Genomic DNA, 24,015 nt, shown 5'->3' on the forward strand with positions numbered 1-24,015 from the left:
GTTGCCGACTCCCCCAAGCTCTACGAGCAGGGGGCACCCCCACCGCGTCGCCGCCCTCCTCCGCCTTGCAGCTGGACGCCCCAGACCCCACTCACCGGCGCCGATCAGGCGCCGTTCCTAACCCGCGACCTGATCCGCCGGACAGGCCCTAGTCCTGCCGCATCGCCTCCGTCCGGTCCGCCTCGTCCTCCTCCGTCAGGGCGTCGTCCTGGGTGAGGTGGCGGCGCCAGTAGCCGGTGAAGGCGACCGTGCGGCGGTCCAGGCCGCGTTCGTCCATCAGGTGGCGGCGGAGCGCCCGGACCAGGGACGCCTCGCCGGCGAGCCAGGCGTAGCCCGGTGCGTCGGCGGGGAGGCCGGCGGACCGTACGGTGTCGAGGAGGCCGGGGCCGCCGGTGTGCGCCCAGCGCACCTCCACGTCGCCCGCGCTCTCCCACTTCTGCTCCTCGCCCGCGTCGGCCACCTCCGCGCAGACCAGGGCCCGCTCCCCCGGCGCGAGGGACTCGACCAGGGCCCCGATGGCGGGCAGCGCGGAGGCGTCGCCGGCCAGCAGTTTCCAGCCGGTCTCCGGCGGGGGCGCCGGCCGGCGGCTCGCGGCGGGACCGTACATCCAGACGGTGTCGCCGGGGCGGGCCCGCGCGGCCCAGCGGGTGGCGGGGCCCGCTCCCCCCTCGTGGTCGTGCAGCACGAAGTCGATCTCCAGCCGCTCCGTCTCCGGGAGGTGCCGGCGGACGGTGTAGGAGCGCATCCAGGGGCGTTCGGGCTCGGGGACCGCCAGATAGGCGCGGTACCAGCGGGCCACGTCTCCGTCGGGCCCGGGGTCGGGCACCGCCGGTACGCCGCCGTCCCGGGCGAAGAACAGCTTCACCTGCTGGTCCGGCGCCACCGACGCGAAGCCGGCCAGTCCGGGGCCGGCGAAGGTGATGCGCCGCATGCGGGGCGTGACCCGGGTGGCGCCGACGACGTGCAGGGCGGTGGAGAGCATCGGACGGTTCATGGCGGCGTCCCTCCGGGCGGCCGGGGGCGCGCCCCCTCCGGACGCGCCGGGACACCACCCTAGCAAGGGTTCCCTTGCTTATTAATGACGGCATGTTGCAAACTGAGGGCGCCCGCCGATCCACGCTCTGTCGCCGAGGAGTTGCCCCATGCCCGAGGAGTCCCTTCCGTCCGGTGGTCCGCCGGAGGGCGGCGGCGGAGCCCCCCGCACGCTCGGCGAGCTGACCGCCGAGGTGCGCCCCCGCGTCGTCGCCGCCTCGGTGCTCGCCGCGGTCGCGGGCCTGGCCTCGCTGGTGCCGTTCGTCGCCGTGTACCGGCTGGCGATCGCGCTCTCGGCGGCCGAGCCCGACCACACCGAGGTGTGGTGGATCGTCGGCATCACGCTCGCCTCGGTCGTCACGCAGTTCCTCTGCCACGGCGCCGCCGTGTCGCTGTCGCACCGCGCGGACATGGAGATGCAGCTGCTGCTGCGCCGCTCGATGGCCGAGCGCCTGTCCCGGGCACCGCTCGGCTGGATCTCCGAGCGCGGCGCGGGGCGGCTGAAGAGCACCCTGCAGGACGACGTCGAGGACATGCACTACCTGGTGGCGCACGCCCTGCCGGACTTCGTCGTGGCCGTCTCCACCCCGCTGGCGGCCGTCGTCTACCTGGCCTTCGTGGACTGGCGGCTGACCCTGGTCTGCCTGGTCGGCATCCCCTGCTACCTGGTCGGGCACCGCGTCATGACCCGGGTGGCCGGCTCCCGGATGGGCGCGATCGGCGCCGCGATGGGCCGGCTCAACGGCGCCGTCGTGGAGTTCGTGCAGGGCATCTCGGTGGTGAAGGCGTTCGGCCAGACCCGCCGCGCCCACAACCGCTTCGCCCGCGCCGCCGACGACTACCTGGAGGCGTTCAGCACCGCCAACCGCCCGCTGCTGCGCGTCCAGTCGCTCAGCACCGGCCTGCTCTCCCCCGCCGCCACCCTGCTGATCGTCGCCCTCGCGGGCACCCTCTTCGTCAGCCGGGGCTGGCTCGCGGCGGTCGACGTCGTGCCCTTCCTGACCCTCGGCCTCGGCCTGACCGCGCCCGTCCTGGTGGTCGGCCTGGCCGGCAACTCGCTGCGCAGCGCCCGCCAGGCGGCGGGCCGGGTCGGCGACCTGCTGGCCGTCGCCCCGCTGCCCGAGCCGGCCGCGCCGCGCCTGCCGGCCGGCAACCGGGTGGAGCTGCGCGGGGTGACCTTCGGCTACGACGCCGACTCCCCCGTCCTGCACGACGTCAGCGCCATTCTGGAGGCGGGCACCGTCACCGCCCTGGTCGGCCCGTCGGGCGCCGGCAAGTCGACCCTGGCGGGGCTGCTGCCGCGCTTCGCCGACCCCCAGTCGGGCCAGGTGCTCCTCGGCGGCACCGACGTGCGGGAGATCGCCTCCGAGGAGCTGTACCGGCACATCGGCTTCGTCCTCCAGGACGTGCGCTTCCTGCGCGCCTCCGTCGCGGACAACCTGCGCCTGGCCCGCCCGGAGGCGACCGACGCCGAACTCGCCGACGTACTGCGGGCGGTGGTCCTGGACGAGCGGATCGGCCGGCTGCCGCGCGGGCTCGACTCCGTCGTCGGCGAGGACGCCCTGCTGTCCGGCGGCGAGGCCCAACGCCTGTCCATCGCGCGGGCGTTGCTCGCCGACACGCCGGTGCTCGTCCTGGACGAGGCCACCGCATACGCGGACCCCGAGTCGGAGGCGGCCGTGCAGCGGGCGCTGTCCCGGCTGATCGCCGGCCGCACCGTCCTGGTGGTCGCGCACCGCCTCGGCAGCATCACCGGCGCGGACAACATCGTCGTCCTCGACGGGGGGCGGGTCGTGGAGCAGGGCCGGCACGAGGCGCTGGTCGCCGCGGACGGGCTGTACGCGTCCATGTGGCGGACCTACCGGCGGCACGCGGCGGCGGCGGACGGCCGGACGCCGGCGCCGGACGCCGGGCACCTCGGCGAGCGCGCCGGGCACGAGCAGATCGGAGTCACCCGGTGATCAGGCAGCTCTTCCACGTGGTCGGCCCGGCGCTGCGCCGCCGGCTCACCGCGCAGCTCCTCGTCCTGCTCGGCTACAGCCTGCTCCAGGGCGCCGCGTTCGTCCTGGTCGTCCCGGTGCTCAGGCGCCTGCTCGACGGGGACGCCGACGCCGCCTGGCCGTGGGCCTGGGCGCTGGCCGGCGTGGCGCTGGCCACGGCGGTGGCGTACTACGCGCAGCAGATGCTCGGCTTCCAGGTGGCCCTCGCCGCCTCGCACCGGCTCTACCATCGCCTCGGCGACCACGTCTCCACCCTGCCGCTGGGCTGGTTCTCCGGCGAACAGGTCGGCAAACTCGGCCAGTTGGCGGCGCGTGGGGTGCCGCAGGTCAGGTCGCTGCTCGCGCACCTGCTCCAGCCGCTGTGCACGGCGGTGGTGACGCCGCTGACCGTGGTGGTGGCGATGGCCTTCCTCGACTGGCGGCTCGCGCTGGCCACGGCGCTGGGCGCGCCGGTCATGTACCTCACCTACCGGTGGGCGATGAGCACCGTCGCGCGGGCCGACGAGGCGGCCGACAAGGCCGGCGCGGAGGCCAACGACCGGGTGGTGGAGTTCGTCCGCAGCCAGCCGGTGCTGCGCAGCACCGGCAGCGGTCCGCGGGGCCGCGCGCTCCTCGAGTCGGCGCTGCGCGAGCAGGACGCCGCCGGACGCCGGCAGTCCGCCGCCATGGCCCCGGGCCGCACGGCGTTCATCGCGGTCGTCCACCTCGCGGTCGCGGCCGTCGTGGTCGTCGGCGCGGCGCTCGGCCTGGACGGCTCGGTGGGCGTCGCCGAACTCGTCGCGCTCCTGGTCCTCGTGGTGCGCTTCGCGGAGCCCGTCTCCGGGATGGCGGAGCTGGGCGGCAGCCTGCGCGCCGCGCGCGGCGCCCTCAAGCGGCTGGACGAGGTCCTCTCGGAGCCCCCGCTGCCGGAGCCGGCGCCCCCGGGGCGGATCCCGGCCGACGGGTCGCTGGAGCTGCGGGACGTGCGGTTCTCCTACGGCGCCGGCGGACCCGGCGGCGACCGGCCGGTGCTGGACGGCGTGTCCCTGCGGCTGCCCGCCCGCACCACCACCGCCGTGGTCGGCCCCTCCGGATCCGGCAAGACCACGCTGATCCGGCTGCTCGCCCGCTTCTGGGACGTGACCGAGGGCGCGGTCCTGGTCGGCGGCGCCGACGTGCGGGAGGTGGCCTCGGAGACGCTGACGGACCGGTTCTCCATGGTCTTCCAGGACGTGTACCTGTTCGACGCGAGCATCCGGGAGAACGTCCTCCTCGGCCGCCCCGACGCCTCCGACGAGGCCATCGAGGAGGCCGCGCGCCTCGCCCGGGTGGACGAGATCGTGGCGCGGCTGCCGCAGGGCTGGGACACCCCGGTCGGCGAGGGCGGCACCGCGCTCTCCGGCGGGGAGCGCCAGCGCGTCTCGCTGGCCCGGGCGCTGCTCAAGGACGCGCCGGTGATGCTGCTGGACGAGGCGACGTCCTCGCTGGACCCGGCCAACGAGGCGGCCGTGCAGCAGACGCTGGACTCGCTGGCCGGCCTGCGCACCCTGGTCGTGGTCGCGCACCGCCTGCAGACGGTGGTCGGCGCCGACCGGATCGTCTTCCTGGACGGCGGGCGGGTCGCCGAGACCGGCACGCACACCGAACTCCTCGCGCTGGGCGGCCGCTACGCCGAGTTCTGGCGCGAGCGCGGCCGGTCCCAGGACTGGCGGATCGGCCACCAGGACCCGGAGCCGGCGCGGGCCCCGCTCGCCGTGGAGGGCAGCGCGTGACCGGCCCCGCGCCGGACGAGGACCGGCGGTCCGCCGGGGCGGGCGGCTCCCCCCGGCGGACCGCCCCGGCCCGGCCCGGGCGGCCGGGCCGGCGCCGCCTGGTGGACCGGGAGCGGGTCCTGGACACGGTGGCGGAACTGGGCTTCCACGAGATCACCGTGTCCTCCGTCGCCCAGCGCCTCGGGCTGCGCCCGTCCACGCTCTACCGCTACTTCGCCACCCGCGAGGAGCTGCTGGCGGACGCGGTGGACGCGCGGTTCGCGGACCCGCCCGGGCCGGCCGCCGAGGACGGCGCGGACTGGCGCGGCTGCCTGGCGGCGCACGCCTGGGGCCTGTGGGAGGTGTACGCCGGCCATCCGGGGCTCGCCCAGGCGGTGACCGCCCTGCCCACCACGCCGCCCGCGCTGACCCGGCGCATCGACGGCGCGGCGGCCCGCCTGCTCGACCTGGGGTTCGCCGCGGCCGACGCGGTGCTCGCGGTGGACGTCGTCGGGGAGCTGGCCCTGGACACGTTCCTGCTCGGCCGGATCGCCGGCAAGCCGCACGGCGGGGCGGGCGGCGAGGACCGCAGGGCCCGCGTCGCGGCGGCGGCCCCGCTGCTCGACCCGCGGCTGCGCGGCCTGATCGAGGACGTGGTGACGGCGGAGCCGCGGGCCTGGTTCGCCCGGAAGCTGGACCTGGTCCTGGACGGGCTGACCGCCCGCGCCCCCGCCGGCGGCGGTGCGGCGGGGCCCACGGACCGGGGCGGCGGCGGTCGCTCCGTCGCCGCCCCGTGAGGGGCCGGGCGTGGTCCACGGGCACTCGGGCCTTGCCCGTGGGACCGCGCCCGGCCGGGTGGGGGCGCCGGGGGGCCGGGGGGGGGGGGCCCCCGCGCCGGGGGGGGGGGGGGCGCGGGGGGGGGGGGGGGGGGCGCCCCGGCCCCCGGCACTGGGGTACGGCGTCAGCCGGCCTGCTGCTCGCGCACCCGCTCCGCCCACGCGTCGAGCCGGGGGTCGCGGGCGAGGTCGGCGAGCTTGAGCCGCACCCCGTACGCGCTCCACTTGCTGACCACCGTCATCAGGCCGACCGAGTCGAGGCCCTGGGCGATCAGGCTCCGCGCCGGGTCGATCTCCGCCTCGGGGCGGCGCAGCACCTCGGCGACGTCGCGGAGCATCACCGGCAGCCCCAGCGCCGTCTGTTCGGCGGCCACCGCGGCGACCACGCTCCGCGAGACGCTGCGCAGCTTCTCGCAGGTCTCGGTGAACTCCCGCTCCGGCACCGACTGCCCGACGATCCCGGCACCCGCGCGCAGCCAGGTGCGGCCGCCCCGCTGGTAGACCGAGCGCAGCACCAGGGCGGCGTCGGCCGAGCCGTCCTGGTCCAGGGTGAGGACGGCCCCGCCGTACAGGCCGCGCGGCTCGGTCTCGTAGCGGCGGATCGCCTCGTACGCCGCCGGCTTGGGAATGCCGGCGACGGTGACCGCGGGGAAGAGGGCGCGCAGCGCGTCCCAGGCGTCCCGGCCCGGGGCGAGGTGTCCGTACAGGTCGGAGGCGAGGTGCTGGGCGGTGCCGCGGCTCTTGACGGTCAGGTACTCGGAGACCCGCACGGTGCCCGGGTCGCAGACCGCCTCCAGCTCGTCGAAGGAGGTCCGGACGGTCACGGCGTGCTCGTAGACCTCCTTCGGGTCGTCGAGGAGTTCGCCGCGCAGCCGGGCGTCCTCCTCGTCGGTGCCGGTCAGGGCGCGGGTGCCGGCCAGCGGCTGGGTGCGCACCCGGCGTTCGGCGTCGACGGCGAGGACGATCTCCGGGCTGAACCCGGCGGCGCGCAGCCCGCCGAGGTGGAGCAGGAAGGAGCGGGCGGGCGTGTTGCGGCGCCGGCCGCGGAGGTAGGTCGCGGCGAGGTCGACGGGCTCGGGTATCGGCACCACGCGGGAGAGGATGACCTTGCGCAGGGCGCTGTCGCGGATGTCCCGCACGGCGCTGTGCACGGCCTTGCGGTACAGCTCCCCCTCGTCCTCCAGGTCCACCTCCACCAGGGGTGCCGCCCGGCCCGGCTCCGGGGCGTCCGGGGCGGCCAGGGCCTCGACGGCGGGCGCCGCGTGGGCGGGGTCCAGGGTGCGCACGGTGGCGGTGTCGCCGTGCACGTGGATCTCGGTGCGGGGCACGACGAGGTGCAGCAGCACGGTGTCCGGGGGGAGTTCGGCGAGGGCGGGGGTGCCGGCGTGGGCGAGTTCGAAGGCGGCGGTGCCGTACGCCCGCCAGCCCTCGACCGGCACGCCGGCCAGGAGTTCGCGCAGGGCCGGGGCGGGGTCGTCGCGCCACGGCAGGGTGTGCTCGCCGTCGGGCCCGGTGCGGTGGACGGCGCCGGGGGTGACGGTGACCTCGACGAGGGCGCCGAGCGCCACCGAGGCGGTCTCCCGGCGTTCGTAGAGGACCGAGGGCTCCTCGCCGGCCCGTTCGGTGACGCGTACGGCCGCCGCCAGCGGGTCCCCGGTCACGGGTACGGTGCTGGTGCGGTAGCGGTGGGTGGTGGACATCCCTGAACTCCCTGGCTGTGGGGTGGGTGGTATCAGCGCGTGGTCCGGACGTGTCCCGCGGCCAGCACCGTGAGCGCGCGGCGGTCGATCTTGCCGACGCCGGTGAGCGGCCAGGTGGTGACCGTCTCGACCTGCTGCGGCCACTTGAAGGCGGCGACGCCGCGGCCGTGGAGGAACTCCCCGAGCGCGGCGGGGTCGGGGGCGGAGGCCGGGGCCTGAGTGAGGACGAGGCAGGCGCAGACGCGCTCGCCGAGGACGTCGTCGGGGACGCCGATCACCACGGCCTGCGCCACGTCCGGGTGGTGGAGGAGGTGCTGCTCCACCTCCTCCGGGGAGACCTTCTCCCCGCCCCGGTTGATCTGCTCCTTCACCCGCCCCACGACGACGAGGCCCCCCTCGGGCATGCGCCGCACCACGTCGCCGGAGCGGTAGAAGCCGTCCGGGGTGAAGGCGCGGGCGTTGTGCTCGGGCGCCCGGTAGTAGCCGCGCAGGGTGTACGGGCCGCGGGTGAGCAGCTCGCCGGGCTCGCCGTCGGGGACCTCGACCCCGTCGGCGTCGACGATCCGCACCTCGTCGTCCGGGGAGACGGGCCGACCCTGCGTCGTCGCCTTGGTCTCCGCGGGGTCGCCGGGGCGGGTCGCGCAGAGCAGGCCCTCCGCCATGCCGAAGACCTGCTGGAGGTCGCAGCCGAGCGCGCCGGGCAGCTCCCGGGCGACCGGTTCGGGCAGCCGGGCGCCGCCGACCTGGACCAGGCGCAGGCTGGACAGGTCGGCATCGACCCAGGCGGCGGCCTTGGTCCACAGCGCGGCCAGCGGCGGGACCAGCGCGGTGACGGTGACCCGCTCGGCCTCGATCAGCGGGAACACCTCGGGCGGGCTGGCGTTGCCGGCCAGCACGGTGGCCGCCCCGGCGGTCACGGCGCCGAGCAGGCCGGGGCAGGCCAGCGGGAAGTTGTGCCCGATCGGCAGCACCGCGAGGTGCACGTCGGCGGGGCCGAGGCCGCACAGGGCGGCCATGGTGCGGGCGTTGTAGGCGTAGTCGTCGTGGGTGCGCGGGATGAGCTTGGGCAGGCCGGTGGAGCCGCCGGAGAGCAGGAGCAGCGCCGGGCCCGACGGGTCGGGATCCGGCAGCGGCACCGGGTCGCGGGCCAGGTCGGCCCAGGCGGTCACCCCGGCGAGGCCGTCGGTATCGCCGACCGTCACCAGGTGCCGCAGTGAGGGGCACGCGGTGAGCAGGGCGCGGGCGAGCGGCCGGTGGTCCTCGCCGTCGAGTTCGGCCACGCCGACGTAGGCGACGGCCTCGGCCAGGTCGCACAGGTGCCGCAGCTCGCTCTCCCGGTGGCCGGGCAGCGCGAGCACCGGCAGCGCGCCGAGGCGGAACAGGGCGAAGAGCAGCACCCCGAACTCGGCCCGGTTGGGCAGGTGCACGAGCACCCGGTCGCCGGAGCGGACGCCGAGCGCGGCCAGACCGGCGGCCACCCGGTCGGCCTCGGCGTCCAGCGCGGCGAAGGTGAGCCGGGTGCCGGCGTCGACGAGGGCCGTCCGCCCGCCGTGCTCGGCCGCCGCGTCGCGCAGCAGGCGGCCGAGCGGGGCGCCGCGCCAGTGGCCCGCTCGCCGGTACCGCTCGGCCTCGTGGGCCGGCCAGGGGACGAAACCGTCCGCCATGAGGATCCTTTCCGCCTGGAGGTCTGCTGGCTCGAGGTCTTCGGGGTTTCGCCGGCTCAGACCGGCCGGGCCTCGATCAGCGACTCGGCGTCGGGGTTGAGGTCGGCGCGGGAGAGCGTGAGGCCCGCCTGCTCGAACAGGGCGCCGTACTGCTCGGGGCTGCGCAGCCGGGCCTGGAACAGCACGAACATGTAGAGGTCCAGGGCGCGCACGTAGTGGGTGCGGTCCTCGCCGGTGGGCATGTGGCCGACGATGACCAGCCGGGAGTCGGGGCGCATGGCGGCGCGGACGGCGCGCAGGATGCGGACGGACTCCTCGTCGTTCCAGTTGCCGATGACGCGGGACAGCAGGTAGACGTCGCCGCCCTCGGGGACGCCGTCGAAGAAGCTGCCTGCGGCGACGGCGGCCCGGTCGGCCACCCCGGCGTCGGCGAGCAGCTTGTCGGCGCCGCGCACCGCGTTGGGCAGGTCGAAGACGGTGCCGGTCAGCCGGGGGTGCTCGGTGAGCAGCCGGGCCAGCATGGCGCCGCGGCCACCGCCGACGTCCACGACGTGGGCGCCCTCGGCGAAGTCGTAGCGGGCGTTGACCGTCGCCCCGGCGGCCGACTCGGCCATCGCGCGGTGGAAGGCGCCGGAGAAGTCGGTGTGGGCGGGGTCGGACATGTACTCCCAGGCGGGACGGCCGAAGGCGGCGTCGAAGGCGGGGAGCCCCGTACGGGCGGTGTGGGCCGCGTTGCCCCAGGTCCGGGCGAACTCCTCGCGGCCGGTCAGCCGGCACATGTGGCGCATGCTGTCCGCGCTGTCGGTGCGCAGCACCCGGCCGACGTCGGTGAGCGCGAACCGCTCGCCCTCCTCGACGGTCAGCACACCGGCGGAGGCGGCGGCGTGCAGGAAGCGGCTGAGCGCCTCGGGCTCGGCGTCGGTCAGGGCGGCGAGTTCGGCGGCGGTGCTCGGGGTGTCCAGGTGATCGGCGACGCCGAGTTCGGCGAGAGCGGAGACGGCGGCGGAGATCCAGCCGGCCGACACGATCTCGATCAGGCGCAGGCGGGGCGGGATGGCGGAGGGCGAGGAGGTCATCGGTGGTCCTTGTCCTGGTCGGCCGAGGTGGCGGTGGAGGGCAGGTCGGGGGCGGGCGGGTCCGAGGCGGGCGGGTCGGAGGCGGCGGGCGTGGGCTCGTCCGCCTGGGCGAGGAAGCCGGCCGGTGTCAGCCGCTGGTCGAGGTAGAGGCGGCGCACGGAGAGCCGGGTGCCGAGCAGGTCCCGCACCTCGGCCGCGAGGCGCATGAGGAGCAGGGAGTCGCCACCGAGGTCGAAGAAGTTGTCGTCCGGGGCGATGCCCTCGATGCCGAGCAGGCGCTCCCAGCGGGCGATGACCTGGCGCAGCCGGTGGTCGCCGACGGGTGCCCCGACGGCGGACTCGGCTGGTGCGGCGAGGTGGTGGGAAGCCTCGTCCGACGGCATCGACAGCACGGGCCCGCCCTGCGGGACGCGGCCGGCCGGCGGCGGGTCGATCCAGTGGCGGCGGCGTTCGAAAGGGTAGCCGGGCAGCGGCACCGGCCGGGGCCGCCGGGTGCGGCGGCCGGAGAGCCGCCAGGCGCCGCCGGCCGGGTCGGCGCCGTACCGCCACAGCGCGCCGAGCGCCTCGAGGAGGAACACCTCGTCGGACTGCTCGGCGTAGGCGTGGCGGGTGGCCGGCACGACCGGCGTGTCCGGGCCGAGCACCTGGCGGGCCAGCTTGCCGAGGCCGCCGCCGGGTCCGGCCTCGACGAGCAGCGGGGCCGGGTCGCCGGCGCCCAGGGTGCGCAGGGCGTCGGCGAAGCGGACGGTCTGCCGGCAGTGCCGGACCCAGTGGTCGGGGTCGGTCGCCTCGTCGGCGGTGACCCAGGTGCCGGTGACGTTGGAGACGTAGGGCAGCTGGGGGTCCTTCAGGGGCAGGGCGGCGACCAGGGCGCGGAACTCGTCGAGGACGGGGTCGAGGAGCGGGGTGTGCACGGCGGACGGGATGCGCAGCCGGTGGTGGTCGACGCCGGCCGCGGCCAGCCGTTCCTCCAGGGCGAGTACGCCCATGGTGGTGCCGGCGACGGTGCACGCCTCGGGGGCGTTGTCGGCGGCGACGGCGGTGTCCGGGCCGAGCAGCGGCGCCACCCGGTCCGCGCCGGCCCGGACGCTGAGGGTGAGACCGCCGACCGAGCCCATCAGGCGCTCGCGCTCGGCGACCAGGGGCAGCACGTCCTCCAGGGCGATGACCCCGGCCAGGCAGGCGGCGGTGTACTCGCCGAGGCTGTGCCCGAGCAGGGCGGCTGGCGCGAGGCCGTGGCTCTCCAGGAGCCGCACCAGCGCGTAGTTGGCGGCGACGAGGGCCGGGAAGGCGGCGGAGCGCAGTCCGGTGGCCGTGCCGTCGAGGCGGGCGGTGTGCTCGCCGGGCCCGGTGCCCGCGCCCGGCCCGGTGTGGCCGCCCGGCGGGCCGTAGAGCGCGGTGCGCAGGTCGTGGCCGAGGACGGGGCGCAGGATGCGGGCGCACTCGTCGATGACGTCCCGGTAGACGGGCTCGTGGGCGTAGAGCCCCGTGCCCATGCCGTCGTGGTGGGCGCCGCCGCCGGCCAGCAGCCACGCGAGGGAGCGCTCGGCGGCAGGGCTCGGGGGTGTGCGGGGCGGGGTGCGCAGGCGCTCGGCGGCCTCGCGCGGGCCGCCCACGACGAGGGTGCGGCGCAGCGGGTGGGCGGTGCGGCCGGTGGCGAGGGTGTGGGCGAGGTCCTGCGGGTCGAGGCCGGGGTGGGTGTCGAGGTGGGCGGCCAGGGCGTGGGCGGCGCGGTCGAGGGCGGCGGGGGTGCGGGCGGAGAGGGTGAGGAGGGTGGGGGCGTCGTCCTCCGGGACCTCCGGGACCTCCGGGGTGCCGGTGGCCGGCGGCTGCTCCAGCACGGCGTGCGCGTTGGTGCCGCCGATGCCGAAGGAGCTGACGGCGGCGCGGCGCGGTCCCGGGGTCCGCCAGGGTCCGTTCGCCGTGGCGACCTCGAAGGGCGCGTCGGCCCAGTCGAAGAGCGGGTTGGGCCGCTGGTGGTGCAGGGTGGCGGGCACCAGGCCGTGCTCCAGGGCGAGGACGGTCTTGACGAAGCCGGCGATGCCCGCGGCGGCGTCCAGGTGGCCGATGTTGGACTTCACCGAGCCGATGAGGCAGGCGCCGGCGTGGGAGTTGCCCAACGCCTCGCGCAGCGCGGTCAGTTCGATGGGGTCGCCCACCGGGGTGCCGGTGCCGTGCGTCTCGACGTAGCCGATGCTCGCGGCGGGCACGCCGGCCTCGGCGAGCGCGTCGCGGATGACCTCGGTCTGCCCCTGGACGCTGGGCGCGGAGAAGCCGACCTTGCGGGCGCCGTCGTTGTTGACGGCGGTGCCGAGGACGACCGCGCGGATGGTGTCGCCGTCGGCGAGCGCGTCCTCCAGGCGCTTGAGGACGACGGCCCCGGCGCCGTCGCCCTGGCTCATGCCGGCGGCGTCCGCGTCGAAGGGCCTGACCCGGCCGTCGGGCGCGTACGGCCCGTCCTCCACCCAGCGGTAGCCGAGCCGGGCCTGCGGGTTGACGGCCGCCCCGCCGGCCAGGGCCAGGTCGCAGCGGTGCGCGAGCAGGTCCTGGCAGGCCAGGTGGACGGCGACCAGCGAGGTCGAGCAGGCGGTCTGCACGTTGACGCTGGGGCCGGTGAGGCCGAGCAGGTAGGAGACGCGGGTTGACAGGGTGCCGGGCGAGTTCCCGGAGAGCGCCGCCATCTGGTCGAGGGAGCCGGGCTGCCCGGCGTACCAGGGGGCGAGGTTGGCGGTGTAGTAGCGGCTCAGCCCGGCGCCGGCGTAGACACCGACCGGCCCGGGGTGGCGGGCGGGGACGTGGCCGCTGTCCTCGAAGGCGTGCTGGGCGACTTCGAGGAAGACACGCTGCTGCGGGTCGAGCAGGGCGGCCTCGGTGGGGCGGTAGCCGAAGAAGTCGGCGTCGAAGCGGTCGGCGCCGCGGATCTCCCGTACGACGCGCACGTGGTACGGGTCGTCGAGCAGGGCGGGGTCGCCGCCGGCGGCGAGGTGGTCGGCGTCGGTGAGCGGGGTGAGGCTGTCGCGGCCGGCGACCAGGTTGTCCCAGAACTCCTCGACGGTGTCGGCGCCCGGGAAGCGCGCGGCCATGCCGATCACGGCGATGCCGAACTCCGGGTACGGGGCGGGCTGCTCGGGGGCGTCCTGCGGTGCGCGCTGCTGGAGGGCCTCGTACGGGTCGGGCTGCCCGGGGGCCTCGTACGGGTCGGGCTGCTGGAGGTCGTCGCTCATGTCCGGGGTGCTCCTCGGTGCGCGGTCCGGCGGGCGGCGGTACGGTCGCGGGCGGCGCGGCGGCGTTCGACGCGGGCCGCCTCGGCGCCGGCCGCTCCGTCGGCACCGGCGGTCTCGGCGGGGCCGGGGGTGCCGTGGGTGTCCTGGGCCGTGTCGAGCAGCCGGGCAAGGTCGGCCACGGTCGGGTGCGAGAAGAGGTCCACGACCCGTACCCGGCGGCGGAGTTCGCGCTCGAGCGCGGCCTGGACCCGCAGGGTGAGCAGCGAATGGCCGCCGAGGTCGAAGAAGTTGTCCCGGACGCCGACCCGGGGCACGCCGAGGACCTCGGCCCACACCCCGGCGACCATCCGCTCCAGGCCGTCGCGGGGCGCCAAGTAGGGCGCCGCCACCGGTACTTGCGCCGGCAGGCCGGCGAGCGCCGCCCGGTCCACCTTGCCCGAGGGCATCAGCGGGAACTCGGGCATGACCCGCACCGAGTGCGGCACCGCGTACTCCGGGAGCCGCTCGGCGGCGAAGGCGCGCAGCTCCGCCTCGTCCGGGGCGGGCCCGCCGGGGGCGGCCAGGCAGTGGGCGGCGAGGTGCCCGGCGCCCGGGGTGTCCTCGCGGAGCAGCACGACGGCCTGCCGGACGGCCGGGTGCCGGGCGAGCACCGACTCGACCTCCTCCAGCTCGATGCGGTAGCCGCGCACCTTGATCTGGCGGTCGGCGCGGCCGAGGAACTCGATGACGCCGTCGGGCCGGTAGCGGCCCAGGTCGCCGGTGGCGTAGAGCCGCGCGCCCGGGTCGTCGCCGAAGGGGTCGGGGACGAAGCGGTCGGCGGTGCGGCGCAGGTCGCCGAGGTAGCCGTCGGCGACCTGGACACCGCCGATGTGGATCTCCCCGGGCACGCCGGGCGGCACCGGGCGCAGCCCCGGGGCGAGCACGTACACGCGGGTGTTGGGGTTGGGCCGGCCGATGGTGACGCCGGTGCGGCGGCTCTCGCCGCGGTAGACCTCGCAGCTGACGCCGATGGTGGCCTCGGCCGGGCCGTAGCCGTGGTACATGGTGCTGCCGGGCAGCCGCTCGCGGAAGCGGGCGAACAGCTCCGGGGTCAGCACCTCTCCCCCGCACCACACATGCCGGAGGCCGGGCGCCGCCGCCTCGATGCCGGGGCGTTCCAGGAGGGCGTCGAGCATGGTGGAGGTGACGTAGACGAAGGTGACGTCCTCCGCCGCCATCACCGAGATCAGGGCGTCCGGGTCCTTGTCGGCGCCGGGCGGGGCGAGGACCAGGGTGGCGCCGCAACTGAAGGGCAGGAAGATCTCGTTGACGGAGATGTCGAAGCCGAGCGGGGCCTTGTGCAGCACGGCGTCGCCGGGCTCCAGGGCGAGCAGCTCGGACTGCCAGGGCAGCCGGTTGCGGATGGCCGCGTGCGGGATCATCGCGCCCTTGGGCGAGCCGGTGGACCCCGAGGTGTAGATGACGTAGGCGAGGTCGCCGGGCCGGTGCACGGGGGCCCAGCCGGGGTCCGGCTCCGCGCCGTCCCGCGGGTCCACGTCCAGGACGGGGACGCCGTGCCAGTGCGGCGCGTCGGGGTCCGCCCGGGAGAGGACGGCGGCGGGGGCCGCGTCGGTGACGACGTCCTCGATGCGGCGGGCCGGCCAGGACGGCTCGACGGGCACGAAGGCGGCGCCGCTCTTCAGGACGGCGAGCAGGCCCACGATCAGGTGGGCGGAGCGGTCCAGGTGCACGCCGACCAGCCGGCCCGGGCCGGCGCCCACCGTCGTGAGTCGGGCGGCGAGGCGGTCGGCGGCGGCGTCGAGTTCGGCGTACGTCCACCGGTCGGCGCCGTCGACCAGCGCCTCGGCGTGCGGGCTGCGGCGGGCCTGGGTCTCGAAGAGGCCGTGCAGGGTGTCGGGGGCGAGGAGGTCGGGGCGGTCGGTGGCGTTCCACTCGCGCACGACGCGGTGCCACTCGGCGTCGGAGAGCATGGGCAGCTCGTCCACGGGCGTGTCCGGCTGCTCCACGGCGGCGGTGAGCAGCCGGTCGAGGTGGGCCAGGAGCCGTTCGGCGGTCTCGGGACGGTACAGCTCGGTGCGGTAGGTGGCGCCGAGCTCGGTGCCCGACCCGGTGTCCACGGCCTCCACGGCCAGGTCGAAGCGGGCGGTGCCGTTGTGGACGGACACCTCCCGGGTGGTGACGCCGGGCAGGTCGAGGGCGCCGATCCCGCTGGTGCGGGCGGAGAACATGGTGTCGGCCAGCGGGCTGTGCCCGGCGCTGCGGTGCGGGCGGACCTCCTCCACGACCCGGTCGAAGGGGGTGTCCTGGTGGGCGTAGGCGGCCAGGCACTCGGCGCGGACCCGGCGCAGCAGCTCGCGGTAGCCGGGGCGGCCCGAGGCGTCGACGCGCAGGACGACGCTGTTGCCGAAGTTGCCGACGAGTTCCCGCAGGGCGGCGGTGTCGCGGTTGACGACCGGGGTGGCGAGCGTGAGGTCGGTCCGGCCGGTGTAGCGGTGCAGCAGGGCCGCGTAGCCGGTCAGCAGGGCCATGAAGGGGCTGGCCGACTCGGCCCGGCCGAGCGCGGTGAGCCGCTCGCCGACGCCGGTGGTCAGCGGCCGGCCGACCCGCGCCCCGGCCTCCCCGGCCAGCGGCGGCCTGGGCAGGTCGGGCAGCGGCGCGGCGGGCGGGGGCGGCGGGGTGAGCCGGTCGCGCCAGTACGCCACCCCGTCGTCCGGGCCGTCCCCGGCGAGCCGCCGCTCGCGCGCCGCGTGGTGCCGGTACTGGAGGGGCAGCGGCGCCGGTTCCTCGCGCCGCCCGGCCACGGCGGCCCGGTAGCCGGCGGACGCCTCCGCGAACAGGGGCCGCCAGCTGAGGTCGTCGCAGGCGATGTGGTGCAGGACGACGAGGAGGAGGTGGCGGTCGGGGGCGGTGCGGTACAGGTGCAGGCGCAGCGGGGTCTCGGCGGCCAGGTCGAAGGGGCGGGTGGCGTCGGCGCGGGCCGCGCCGGCGGGGGCGTCGGGGTCCACGTCGGGGTCCACGTCGGCGTTCACCAGGGTGAACGGCACCTCGCCCGGCGGGAGCACCCGCTGTACGGGGATGCCGTCGGCGCCGGTGCGGTAGACCGTGCGCAGGATCTCGTGCCGCCGCACGACACCGTCGAACCCGGCCCGCAGCGCGGCCACGTCGAGGTCGCCGGTCAGCTCGGCGGCGACGGCGAGGTTGTAGGCGGCGCTGTCGGGGCGGGCGTGCTGGTGGAACCACATGCGGTACTGGGCGGAGGACAGGGGGGTGCCGGTGTCCTGAGGAGACTGCGGCTCGGGAGCCTTCTCGGGCGCCGGCGTCGCGGATTCGTGCTCGTGCTCGCGCTCGGCGAGGAGCCTGCGCAGCAGACGCAGCCGGTCGGTGCCGTCGCTCTCCGCGGGAGGGCCAGGCGCCGGGTGCAGGGGTTCGGGGGTCATGGCCGGGCCTCCGGAGGGGCGGTGGGGGGCGGGGTGAGGGCCGCGGTGACCTCGTCGTCGCTCAGGGCCGTGACCTCCAGGTACAGGGACGCCACGAGGTCCATGCGTCCGGGCGCGCTCTCCTGGCGGCGCATCTCGGCGGCCATGCCGGCGACGGTGAGCGTGCCGAACAGGGAGCGGGCGGTGAGGCGTTCGCCGGCGAAGATCTCGCGCAGCCGGGTCAGCAGCCGTGCCCCGAGCAGGGAGTCGCCGCCGAGGGCGAAGAAGTCCTCCTCGGGGCCGACCCCGTGGGAGGAGCCGAGCAGCCGGGCCCACTCGCCGGCCAGGAGCCTTTCCAGTGCGGGGAGTTCGGGCTGGTCGGGGCGGTCGGGTGGCGTGTCGGCGGTCGGCGTCACGGCCGCGAGGGCCGCGCGGTCGACCTTGCCGTTGGCGGTGAGCGGGAAGCGGTCGACCGGCACGAAGGCCACCGGGACCATGTGCTCGGGGAGCCGTTCGGCGAGGAAGGCGCGCAGCTCCTCCGGGGCCGGCGGTGTGCTGGGCGCGGCGGCGCGGACGTGGGCGGTCAGGGCGCGCAGTGTGCGGCGGCCGGGCACCGGGACCCCGGTGACGACCGCCCGGTCCACGCCGGGGTGCGCGGCGAGGGCCGCCTCCACCTCGCCGGGTTCGATGCGCTGGCCGCGCACCTTGACCTGGAGGTCGGCCCGGCCGACGAACTCCAGGGTGCCGTCGGGCAGGTAGCGGCCGAGGTCGCCGGTGCGGTAGAGCCGCTGTCCGGTGCCGGGGTGGGTGAGGAAGGCCGCGCCGGTGCGCTCGGCGTCCTGCCGGTAGCCGCGGGCGAGGCCGACGCCGGAGCAGTACATCTCGCCGGTGACGCCGTCGGGGCGCTCGCGCAGTCGGGCGTCCAGGACGTGGTACTCGGTGTTGGCGAGGGGCCTGCCGTACGGGATGGTCGGGCGGTCGAGGTCGGCGGGGGTCACCGGGTGCCAGATGTTCCACAGGGTGGTCTCGGTGGGGCCGCCGACACTCACCAGCCGGGTGTGCGGGGCGAGTCGGGCGAGGGTGCGGGCGGTCTCGGGCGGTATCCAGTCGCCGCCGGTGAAGGCGAGGCGCAGCGACGGGAGCGCGGAGGCCGCGTCGGGGTGGTCGAGCAGCATCTCCAGCATGGCCGGCACCGAGTTCCACAGGGTGACGCCCCGCTCGCGCATCAACCCGATCCAGTGCGCCGGGTCGCGGACCGCGCCGGCGTCCGGCAGGACGAGGGTGCCGCCGGCCCCGAGCACGCCGAGCAGGTCGAATGCGGCCATGTCGTGGTGGAGCGCGGTGAGCCCGAGCACCACGTCGTCCGGTCCGACCGCGAAGGTCTCGGCCGTCTCCCGCAGCGCGTTGACCATGCCCCGGTGCTCGATCATGACGCCCTTGGGGGTGCCGGTGGAGCCGGAGGTGTACAGCACGTACAGCAGGTCCTCGGGGTGCTGGAGGAGCCGGTCGGGTGCGGGCGGCTCGGCGTCGGGCAGGTCGTCGCCGTCGACGGCGATCGCCTCGGTGCCCTCGGGCAGCAGCGGCGGGAGTCCGGCGCCGGCGCGGGTGAGGACGGTCGTCACGCCGGCCCGGGCCAGCAGGTCCCGGACGCGCGCGGCCGGCTGGGCGGGGTCCAGCGGCAGGTACGCGGCGCCGGCGAGGAGCGCCCCGTAGACCGCGACGGCCTGCTGCGGGCCCTTCTCCAGGAGGACGCCGACGACCGAACCGGGCCCGTGGCCGCGGGCGGTGAGGGCGGCGCCGACGCGGGCGGCGGCTTTGAGGAGTTCGCCGTAGGTCAGGGTCCGGTCGGCGGTGACGACGGCGGGCCGGTCGGGCCGGTCGGTGGCCCGCCGCACGAAGGCGGCGTGGGCGGGGGCGTCGGGCAGGGCCCGGGCCCGGCCGCGCACGGCGGTGCGGCGGGCCCGCTGGTCGGGCGGCAGCACGTCGAGGGCGGGGTCGGTCCAGGCCGCGTCCTCGTGGGTCAGCCGGTCCAGGAGCCGGCGGAACGCCTCGTACATCGCGGCGGGCATCCCGGGCGGGAACAGCTCCTCCACGACGTCCCAGTTGTGGACGAGGCGTCCCTGGCGTTCGTCCAGCTGGACGTCGAGGTAGACCTGCGGGGTCTGGGAGAGGCCGTACACCTGTGTCCAGGCGCGGTCCAGGGCGGTGTCCTCGGCGGCCCAGGCGAGGGTGCTGGTGAGGACGACGGGCATCTGCGCGTGCGCCATGCCGCCCTGGGCGCGGGCGAGTTCGCGCAGCACCCAGGCGCCGCTGGCCTCGGAGTGGCTGAGGTCCTCCCACAGGCGCCGCTGGACCGCCTCGGCGCGCTCGGCGAAGGTGGCGCCGGCGCGCTGGTCCACCTCGATGAGCGAGAAGGAGGCGAACTCACCGACCAGCCGGTCCACTTGGGGGTGGGTGGGGACGCGGTTCATGCGCGGCACGTTGACGGTGAAGTGCGGCTCCTCGCTCCAGGCGGAGAGGATCTCGGCGAAGGCCGCGAGGAGCAGCGCGGAGGGCGTGAGGCCGGCCGCCCGGCCGCGGTCCTTCAGCGCCGCCCAGTCGGCGGAGTCGAGGACGGCCTCGTGGCGGACGAAGCGCGGCCGGGTGACCGCGGCCGGGTCGGCGACGAGGGGCAGCCGGGGTGCCGGGGGCAGCTCGGCGACCCGCTTGCGCCAGTACTCCTGCGCCTGCCGGCGTCCCTCGCCCGTCCCCTCCGCCTCGGCGGCCAGGACGTACTCCCGGAAGCTGGTGGTGAGTTCGGGGAGCGGGGCGGCCGGGTCCTCGTAGAGCCGGGACAGTTCGCCGGACAGCACGTGCCAGCTGGCGAAGTCGCAGACCAGGCCGTCGAAGCCGATGAACACCCGCACCAGGTCGTCCCGCAGCCGGGCCACGGTCACGCCGAACAGCGGCCAGCGGTCGGCCGGGCGCACCTCGTGCGAGAGGGCGTCGCGCAGCGCCGCGAGGGCGCCCGCCTGCTCGGCGGCGAGCAGTCCGCGCAGGTCGACGGTGTCCGGGGCGTAGGGCGGCGGGTCGGCGAGCACCCGCTGGGTGAGCGCGGCGGGGTCGATGACGGCGCGGAGCATGTCGTGGCGCTCGACCAGCAGGCGCCAGGCGGTGGCGAACCGGCCGAGGTCCAGGTCGCCCTCGAACTCGAAGTAGGCGTGGGTGGAGACGTTGCCGAGTTCGAAGACGTCGCCGCGCCCGAGGAGGTAGGCGCGCTGGGTGTCGGTGAGCGGGAACGGCTCGTGCCGCGGGTCGGGGGCGGCGCTCATCGCGTCTCCCGGGCCGGGGAGGGACCGAGGGCGGCGATGTGGTCCAGGCAGGCGTCGCGGGTGCCGGACGCGCCGGTGGTGCGCCAGCCGGCGGGCAGGTCGCGCCCGGCCTCCCATACCGAGTACCGGCCCGCGTCGTTGGACACCACCGTCCAGGGGCGGCCGGCCGCGACGGGCTCCGCCGGGCGCGGCGCGGCGCGGCCGGCGAGGAAGGGGCACCGGTCGACGCCGGCCGCGGAAACGTTGTCGTCGGCCAGGAAGTACTGCCGCCACTCGCGGTTGTCGGCGTCGCCGTAGGAGCCGAGGACGGGCGAGGGGGCGACGGTGTCGTACGCGCTCAGCCGGGCGCGGATGGTGCGGCGGGCAGCCGCGCCGCGCGGCGTCTCGGCCTCCAGGCCCTCGAACACCCACCGCGGCTGGAAGGTGATCATGAACTGGTCGGCGTGGCGGCTGCGCCGCCGGTCGTGGACCGGCGTGTTGCAGACCACGAAGATCGGTGTGCCGCCGAAGGCGAACTCCCACATCCGGTCGTCGGGGTCGGTGGGCAGCTCCGCGGGCCAGGGCTGGGAGTCCTTGGCGACCAGATAGCGCAGCACCGCCCAGAACCGGTCCCGGTAGGCGTCCATCGTGCGGGGTTCGTCCTCGGGGCGGAACAGCACCACGAGGGAGGTCTCCTTGCTCAGCGACCGGTACTCGTCCAGGTAGCGCCGCAGCAGGTCGGGCAGGCCGGCCCAGTCGTCCTGCCGGTCGGTGCCGTCGACGTAGCCGAGGCGCAGCGTGGACTTGCGGGCCGCGGCCACGGCGAAGGTGCACGGGAAGAGTTCGGTACCGGAGAGGACGGTGTCCAGGAACCTCTCCGCGCTCTCGGTTCCCCATGCGGGTGTCTCACCGATCGTGATCCCCTGAATGTCCTTGAGGGCCGATTTCCGCCGCCCGGCACTCGAATTCCGCTCGTTTTCCGGCATGGCGATGCCTCACTCCGCTCTCACGTGAAAATTGGTCGGGAAAAGGGTGGGAGTGCGGGAGTGCGGTCAGTCGGCGACGAATTCCCGGAACATCTCCTCGGGAATGATCGGCTGGTGGTAGACGCAGGTGCCGGAGAGGACCACGGAGCCGTGCAGCCGGGAGGTGGGGATGAGCAGCTTGTCGCCCTCGGAGAGCGCGATGCGGTGCGTGACGTTGTTCCAGAAGTGCATCTGGCCGCTCTCCACCATGACGAGGCGGTGCTCGTCGTGGACGTGCGTGGTGGAGGTCTCCTCGTGGCTCTCCACGAAGGTGTCCAGGTCCACGGTGATCTTCTCGGTGACCAGCTTGTGCTGGATTCCCTCGGCGGCCGTCTTGTAGTCCTCGATCCGGTCGGCCCACACCAGTTGCTCGGTCAGGTCGCGGTCCCAGCGGCCGGCGATGCGCGCGGCGTCGGTGAAGCCCCGGTGGAAGGCGGCCACGACGCCGGGTCCGAAGCGCTCCGGGAGCGGGCCGAGGAAGGTGTCGACCAGCGCGGCGGCCTGGTCGGGGGTGAGCGGCTCGATGGTGCCGAAGTAGGCGGCGCGCAGGTCGAGCGACTGCCGGAGCGCGTCGCGCAGGGGCGCGGCGGACGCGGCCAGGTCGATGAGGAAGTGGGTGGCGGCGCCGAGGAACTCGGGCAGCCGGTCGCCGGCCAGCGCCAGGTGGAGCAGGTGGTTGCCGCGGGCGAGGGAGGTGCCGAGGGAGAACTGCCAGTAGGCGGCGGGCGAGCTGGTCAGCCCCGCGCCCTGGAACATGGCGTGGTACTCGGGGGCGGCCAGCGCCCAGGCGCGCCAGATGTCGCCGAGGGCCGACTTGAGGCCGGGGTGGGCCAGCGCGGTCTCGGCGAGCGCCGCGCGGCCGACGGCGCTGTGGCTCGCGGGGAGGAAGACGCCGGTCTGGATGAGCAGGAAGGTGGCGGCGCTCTGGGCGTCCTTGCGGCCCGCGGCGGTGGCGAAGGCGGCGTGCGGCTCGGCGGCGCGGCGCTCGCTGTACTCCCGCACCAGGCTCTTCACGGCGTCGGCGGTGGGCTCGGCGAGTTCCTCGCGGCCCTCGTCCAGGTACCCGAACAGGTGGTTCTCCAGGACGGGTCGGGCCAGGGCGCCGAGCAGGCGGTTCTCGGGCGAGTGGAAGCGCGCGCCGTCGGCGCCGGCGGGGTCGTTGGCCCGCGGCGGCAGCAGGGCGTTCTCGGCGTCGTAGACGTTGCGCAGCATGCGGTGGCCGAGGAGTCCGCTGAGCAGGAGCTGCCGCTCCTCGGGGAGGACCGGCGCGTAGTCGAGCCAGGCGAGGTCGGCGGGGCGGACGGGGCGGCGGAAGGGGTTGTCCGGGTTGGTCAGCTCCTCCGCGGTGGCCGCGCGGAAGGCGGTGTTGGCCGCGTACGCCTTGAGCACGGCGTTCGGGTCGGCGGCGAGCTCGTCCAGGAGGGCGGTGATCGTGGGGGTGGTGGACTTCTCGGGCATGACGGGGCCTTTCACTGACCTTCAGGTGCTGTGGACGGTGGCAGCGCTGAACAGACAGAGGCAGACGGACCGACGGCCGCCGGGAGGCGCGGCTGGGCGACCGCGCGCCGGCGCGCCACCGGGTGGGTCCGGAAGCCTGCGGGCGACGACCGCGTGGAGCGGCCGTGTTCGGGAATGCGGTGAATCCTCGGTGAACGCGTGTGAGCACGCGCGGCGTCACCGGGAAACGCCGGTGAAAAACGGCCGTGTGGGCACGACCGTGCAGAGCGCCGTCTCGCAATACCTGCCGTATGCGAGGAAACGCGGAATCCGGTTCGTCACCCATCGATAGCGGCGGGTGACCAACCGACCGCCGGAAGCATATGCAGATCCAAAACATGAACGCAAGGCTCGCCCGGCCCGACGATTTCCCGCCGCCGCCGGGACGGGCGTGTTTGCCAGGCCCTGTCGTCACATGCCCGTCGTCGCCCGAAGGGCGGCCTCGCGGCGTCAGGTGCGTGCTCTCGCCGTGCCGGGCCCTGACCCTCGTACTGGATGTACTCGGGTCAGGGCCCGGTGCGGCGAGAGTACGTGCATGGCGTCGCGGGGCAGACGGGCATGTGACGACAGGGCCTAGGCCGAGGGGTGGTTTCCGGTCAGCGGGAAGGAGGCGGCGATGCCGTCGAGGATGGCCTCGATCTTGCGGTGCAGCCAGTCCTCGGGGCGGCCGGCGACCACGCGCTCGAAGGCGTCGGCCACCGGGCCGGGACGTTCGTCGCGGATGTCGTCCAGCATCCGGCGGCGCAGTTCGGCCGTCTCGTCCACCCCGGTGACCGGCTGCCCGCTGCGCTGGCCGGCCAGGAAGTAGAGCAGCACCTGCTCGTTGACCAGGTCCTGGGCGAGCACGGCGGACTCCGGGTCCATGCCGGTCTCGACCAGCGCCGCGGCGGCCCGCGCGCCCTGCCTGGCGTACTCCACGAGGCCGCCGCGCAGCGCCGCGACGTGCGGGGCGAGGCCCGGGTGGGCGTCGAACATGCGGAAGGTGGTGCGGGCGAGGGCGCGCAGGTAGGGGCGCCAGCCCGGGCAGGCGGCCGGCCAGTCCATCGTCGCCACCACGTGGTCGGCGGCGGCGGCCAGCAGCGCCTCCTTGTGCGGGAAGTAGCGGTAGAGCGTGGAGTGCTTCACGCCCAGCTCCCGCGCGACCGAGCTCATGCTCAGGTCCTCGAAGCCGGCGGCGACGGCGGCCTCGACGATCGATTTCCGCCCGATCTGGGGCGGGCGGCCGAGCTTGGGGACGCGCAGCCGGGCGCTCAGCTCGGCGTGCGGACGCTGCGGGTCGGCCTGCGGATCGGCCTGCGGGCGCTGCGGGTCGGCGGGGGGACGGGACATGTGACCATTGTCCCCGAGGGCCCGCCGGGGGCGGCAACCCGGGACCCGTCAGGACTCGCGACGAAAGGTTCCGGCCACTTAGTGACAACTAGTCGCTAACAACTTAGGGTACCCGTGCTAGGTTGTTGCCGATTGCGGTTCGGACCTGCCACGACCCGCTCTCGACGTGTCAGCGACAATGAGCTCTGCAGACCGG

13 protein-coding genes are annotated in these 24,015 nt (G+C 75.9%); 3 read left to right on the forward strand and 10 right to left on the reverse strand.

What is annotated here, in order from left to right; all coding sequences use genetic code 11:
• Positions 1-148 precede the first annotated feature (148 nt).
• A complete protein-coding gene (locus ACGFZL_RS28630; protein WP_393696022.1) occupies positions 149-994 on the reverse strand; it encodes a siderophore-interacting protein in 846 nt (281 codons plus the stop codon).
• 148 nt (positions 995-1,142) lie between these two features.
• Between ACGFZL_RS28630 and ACGFZL_RS28635 the strand changes: the two genes are divergently transcribed.
• Genes ACGFZL_RS28635 through ACGFZL_RS28645 form a run of 3 tightly spaced genes read left to right on the forward strand, consistent with a single transcriptional unit; the run spans position 1,143 to position 5,559 of the window.
• Positions 1,143-2,993, forward strand: a complete 1,851-nt coding sequence (locus tag ACGFZL_RS28635) for an ABC transporter ATP-binding protein (protein WP_393696024.1) — start codon at positions 1,143-1,145, stop codon at positions 2,991-2,993.
• Complete coding sequence (locus ACGFZL_RS28640) at positions 2,990-4,783, forward strand: ABC transporter ATP-binding protein (protein WP_393696026.1); 1,794 nt, start codon at positions 2,990-2,992, stop codon at positions 4,781-4,783. The genes ACGFZL_RS28635 and ACGFZL_RS28640 overlap by 4 nt, the downstream gene beginning before the upstream one ends.
• Positions 4,780-5,559 (forward strand): TetR/AcrR family transcriptional regulator, encoded by a 780-nt coding sequence (locus tag ACGFZL_RS28645; RefSeq protein ID WP_355170001.1) that lies wholly within the window; start codon positions 4,780-4,782, stop codon positions 5,557-5,559. Before ACGFZL_RS28640 ends, ACGFZL_RS28645 begins: the two co-directional genes overlap by 4 nt.
• Positions 5,560-5,723: 164 nt before the next feature.
• Here ACGFZL_RS28645 and ACGFZL_RS28650 read toward each other — a convergent pair whose 3' ends face one another.
• The 9 genes from ACGFZL_RS28650 to ACGFZL_RS28690 all read right to left on the reverse strand — a co-directional run bounded on the left by ACGFZL_RS28650 (position 5,724) and on the right by ACGFZL_RS28690 (position 23,819).
• Entirely contained in the window at positions 5,724-7,298 is a 1,575-nt protein-coding gene (locus ACGFZL_RS28650) for a salicylate synthase (protein WP_393696029.1), read from the reverse strand.
• A 32-nt stretch (positions 7,299-7,330) separates the two neighbouring features.
• Positions 7,331-8,962 carry a (2,3-dihydroxybenzoyl)adenylate synthase gene (locus ACGFZL_RS28655; RefSeq protein WP_393696031.1) on the reverse strand — a complete coding sequence of 544 codons (1,632 nt, stop codon included), beginning with the start codon at positions 8,960-8,962 and terminating at the stop codon, positions 7,331-7,333.
• A gap of 56 nt (positions 8,963-9,018) precedes the next feature.
• A complete protein-coding gene (locus ACGFZL_RS28660; RefSeq protein ID WP_393696033.1) occupies positions 9,019-10,038 on the reverse strand; it encodes a methyltransferase in 1,020 nt (339 codons plus the stop codon).
• Positions 10,035-13,262 carry a type I polyketide synthase gene (locus ACGFZL_RS28665; protein WP_393696035.1) on the reverse strand — a complete coding sequence of 1,076 codons (3,228 nt, stop codon included), beginning with the start codon at positions 13,260-13,262 and terminating at the stop codon, positions 10,035-10,037. The genes ACGFZL_RS28660 and ACGFZL_RS28665 overlap by 4 nt, the downstream gene beginning before the upstream one ends.
• Entirely contained in the window at positions 13,259-16,699 is a 3,441-nt protein-coding gene (locus ACGFZL_RS28670; RefSeq protein ID WP_393696037.1) for an amino acid adenylation domain-containing protein, read from the reverse strand. Before ACGFZL_RS28670 ends, ACGFZL_RS28665 begins: the two co-directional genes overlap by 4 nt.
• Complete coding sequence (locus tag ACGFZL_RS28675; protein WP_393696039.1) at positions 16,696-19,989, reverse strand: amino acid adenylation domain-containing protein; 3,294 nt, start codon at positions 19,987-19,989, stop codon at positions 16,696-16,698. Before ACGFZL_RS28675 ends, ACGFZL_RS28670 begins: the two co-directional genes overlap by 4 nt.
• Positions 19,986-20,954 (reverse strand): YqcI/YcgG family protein, encoded by a 969-nt coding sequence (locus ACGFZL_RS28680; RefSeq protein WP_393696041.1) that lies wholly within the window; start codon positions 20,952-20,954, stop codon positions 19,986-19,988. The genes ACGFZL_RS28675 and ACGFZL_RS28680 overlap by 4 nt, the downstream gene beginning before the upstream one ends.
• Positions 20,955-21,020: 66 nt before the next feature.
• The gene (locus ACGFZL_RS28685) at positions 21,021-22,451 is read right to left on the reverse strand and encodes a hypothetical protein (RefSeq protein ID WP_393696043.1); all 1,431 of its coding nucleotides are present in this window, start codon (positions 22,449-22,451) and stop codon (positions 21,021-21,023) included.
• Positions 22,452-23,063: 612 nt separating this feature from the next.
• Positions 23,064-23,819 (reverse strand): helix-turn-helix domain-containing protein, encoded by a 756-nt coding sequence (locus ACGFZL_RS28690; protein ID WP_355175538.1) that lies wholly within the window; start codon positions 23,817-23,819, stop codon positions 23,064-23,066.
• Between the last annotated feature and the right edge of the window lie 196 nt (positions 23,820-24,015).

Origin of the sequence: Streptomyces sp. NPDC048182, from assembly GCF_043202555.1 — a bacterium.
Classification (GTDB): Bacteria; Actinomycetota; Actinomycetes; order Streptomycetales; family Streptomycetaceae; genus Streptomyces.

Coding starts and splice junctions, on each gene's coding strand:
- ACGFZL_RS28630 (WP_393696022.1), bottom strand. CDS start 994: ATGAACCGTCCGATGCTCTCCACCGCCCTGCACGTCGTCGGCGCCACC.
- ACGFZL_RS28635 (WP_393696024.1), top strand. CDS start 1,143: ATGCCCGAGGAGTCCCTTCCGTCCGGTGGTCCGCCGGAGGGCGGCGGC.
- ACGFZL_RS28650 (WP_393696029.1), bottom strand. CDS start 7,298: ATGTCCACCACCCACCGCTACCGCACCAGCACCGTACCCGTGACCGGG.
- ACGFZL_RS28655 (WP_393696031.1), bottom strand. CDS start 8,962: ATGGCGGACGGTTTCGTCCCCTGGCCGGCCCACGAGGCCGAGCGGTAC.
- ACGFZL_RS28660 (WP_393696033.1), bottom strand. CDS start 10,038: ATGACCTCCTCGCCCTCCGCCATCCCGCCCCGCCTGCGCCTGATCGAG.
- ACGFZL_RS28665 (WP_393696035.1), bottom strand. CDS start 13,262: ATGAGCGACGACCTCCAGCAGCCCGACCCGTACGAGGCCCCCGGGCAG.
- ACGFZL_RS28670 (WP_393696037.1), bottom strand. CDS start 16,699: ATGACCCCCGAACCCCTGCACCCGGCGCCTGGCCCTCCCGCGGAGAGC.
- ACGFZL_RS28675 (WP_393696039.1), bottom strand. CDS start 19,989: ATGAGCGCCGCCCCCGACCCGCGGCACGAGCCGTTCCCGCTCACCGAC.
- ACGFZL_RS28680 (WP_393696041.1), bottom strand. CDS start 20,954: ATGCCGGAAAACGAGCGGAATTCGAGTGCCGGGCGGCGGAAATCGGCC.
- ACGFZL_RS28685 (WP_393696043.1), bottom strand. CDS start 22,451: ATGCCCGAGAAGTCCACCACCCCCACGATCACCGCCCTCCTGGACGAG.
- ACGFZL_RS28690 (WP_355175538.1), bottom strand. CDS start 23,819: ATGTCCCGTCCCCCCGCCGACCCGCAGCGCCCGCAGGCCGATCCGCAG.